This is a genomic window from Labrys sedimenti (assembly GCF_034424805.1).
GTDB classification, from domain to species: Bacteria; Pseudomonadota; Alphaproteobacteria; order Rhizobiales; family Labraceae; genus Labrys; species Labrys sedimenti.
The window spans coordinates 1-2,094 of sequence record NZ_JAXOUF010000063.1 but is presented as its reverse complement, the minus strand read 5'-3'; the positions used below and the strand labels follow the sequence as shown (position 1 = coordinate 2,094).

At 66.8% G+C, this 2,094-nt stretch carries 2 protein-coding genes and 1 pseudogene; all 3 read right to left on the bottom strand.

What is annotated here, in order from left to right:
- A pseudogene (locus U1R88_RS35345) lies at positions 1-229 on the bottom strand (NAD(P)(+) transhydrogenase (Re/Si-specific) subunit alpha); the annotation flags it as partial.
- A gap of 35 nt (positions 230-264) precedes the next feature.
- Entirely contained in the window at positions 265-1,293 is a 1,029-nt protein-coding gene (locus tag U1R88_RS35340) for a 2-dehydropantoate 2-reductase (protein ID WP_322435540.1), read from the bottom strand.
- A gap of 42 nt (positions 1,294-1,335) precedes the next feature.
- A partial coding sequence (locus U1R88_RS35335) for a 2-hydroxy-3-oxopropionate reductase (protein WP_322435539.1) occupies positions 1,336-2,094 on the bottom strand: 759 nt, incomplete at its 5' end.

Below are 2,094 nucleotides of genomic sequence, written 5' to 3'. Positions count from 1 at the left end.
GGCGGCGTACCTTCAGGACAACAGCCGCACCCGCCAGCGCCTCGGCATTGGAGGGCGCGATCGTCGCGCCGGCCTGCACGTAATCCTCATCCGTGATCCCGGACGCCAGGCCCGCACCGCTCGCGACCGTCACCGTCGCGCCCAGCGCTATCAGCTTCTTCACCGTGTCCGGCGAGGCGCCGACACGGGGCTCGCCTGGCTCCGTTTCCGAGGGAATACCGATCTTCATGATGATGTCCGTTCCGACAGGTCAGCTTTCATGAGTCAGGCTTGGCCGACGGCGCGCAGCGGAGCCGGCGCTGCCTCCTGAGGGAAGGTAGGATAGAGCCCCTTCACCCGTGCCATCTGCTGGACCAGAGCGAGCACCGCATCGATATGCGGTGTCTGGATTTCCGCGATGCGCCCCATTTCCTGGACGGCGGTGAGCAGGGCGTCGATCTCCAGTGCCCGTCCCTTGTCGAGATCCTGCAGCATCGAAGTGCGATGGGCGCCGACGCCGGCCGCGCCGTCGATGCGTCGGTCGACGCCGACCCGGAAGCGCGCGCCAAGCTTAAGGCCGATCTGCTCGGCCTCCACCATCATGGCACGGGCCAGCGCCCGGGTGCCCGGTTCGGTCGCGATCACGTCGAGCGTGGCATGGGTGAGGGCGGAGATCGGGTTGAAGCACAGATTGCCCCAGAGCTTCAGCCAGATGTCGTCGCGGATGTCCTCGTAGAGTCGGGGCTTCAGGCCGCCGGCCGTCATTGCTTCGGCGAGCCTAGCCACGCGCAGGCTCTCCGTGCGGTTGGGCTCGCCGAGGCCGAACTGGTTGCCGTAGATGTGCCTGACCACGCCGGGCTCGGTGATCTCGGTGGCCGGATAGACCGTGCAGCCGATCACCCGTTCGGGGCCTATGGCCTGCCACTGCCGATTGCCCGGATCGACGCTGGCGAGGCGGGTGTCGGCAAGGGCGGTCGGCAGGCCGTAGAAGTACCACCAGGGCACACCGTTCTGGGCAGTGACGACGGCAGTGTCGCGGCCGAGTAGCGGCTTGAGCGCTTCCGCCGATTCCCAGGCCTGGTGCGCCTTGAGGGCGACGATCACATAGTCCTGCGGGCCGAGATCGGCCGGGTTCTGCGTTGCCGTGAGCGAGGCCGTCAGTTCCTGCCCATCGACGAGCAGTTTGAGGCCGCGGACCTGCATGGCTTTCAAATGCTCTCCCCGGGCGATGACCGAGACTTCGGCGCCCGCCCGCTGCAGCATCACCGCCATGTAGCCGCCGATCGCGCCGGCGCCATAGATGCAGATCTTCATGATGTCGCTCCCCTTCTGCAGCCCGCCTTGCGGGTCTTCGTTTCAGCTGGTCGTGGTGGTGACGGCGTGGTTCGCCATCAGTTCGAGGGCCCGCACCATGGCGGAATGATCCCAGTCCTTGCCGCCATGGGAGGCGCAGGTGTTGAAGAGTTCCTGCGCCGTCGCCGTATTGGGCAAAGCGATGCCCAGGATGCGGGCGCCATCCAGCGCCAGATTGAGGTCCTTCTGGTGCAGGGAAATCCTGAAGCCCGGATCGAAGGTGCGCTTGACCATGCGCTCGCCATGCACTTCCAGGATGCGGGAGGCGGCAAAGCCGCCCATCAGGGCCTGGCGTACCTTGGCCGGGTCGGCACCCGCCTTGGAAGCGAACAGCAGGGCCTCGCCGACGGCCTCGATATTGAGGGCGACGATGATCTGGTTGGCGACCTTGGTGGTCTGGCCGTCGCCATTGCCGCCGACCAGCGTGATGTTCTTGCCCATCTTCTCGAACAGCGGCCTGGCGCGCTCGAAGGCGGCCTCGGGGCCACCGACCATGATGGTGAGGGAGGCGGCCTTGGCGCCGACCTCGCCGCCCGAGACCGGCGCGTCGAGATAGTCGCAGCCGAGTTCGTTGATGCGCTTGGCGAATTTCTTGGTCTCCACGGGGGAGATCGAGCTCATGTCGATGACGAGCTTGCCGGCGGAGAGGCCCTCGGCGACGCCGTTCTTGCCGAACAGCACGGTCTCCACGTCCGGGGTGTCGGGCACCATGGTGATGATGATGTCGGCCTTGCGGGCAACGTCGGCTGCGGTCGGCTCGGC

Coding starts and splice junctions, on each gene's coding strand:
- U1R88_RS35340 (WP_322435540.1), bottom strand. CDS start 1,293: ATGAAGATCTGCATCTATGGCGCCGGCGCGATCGGCGGCTACATGGCG.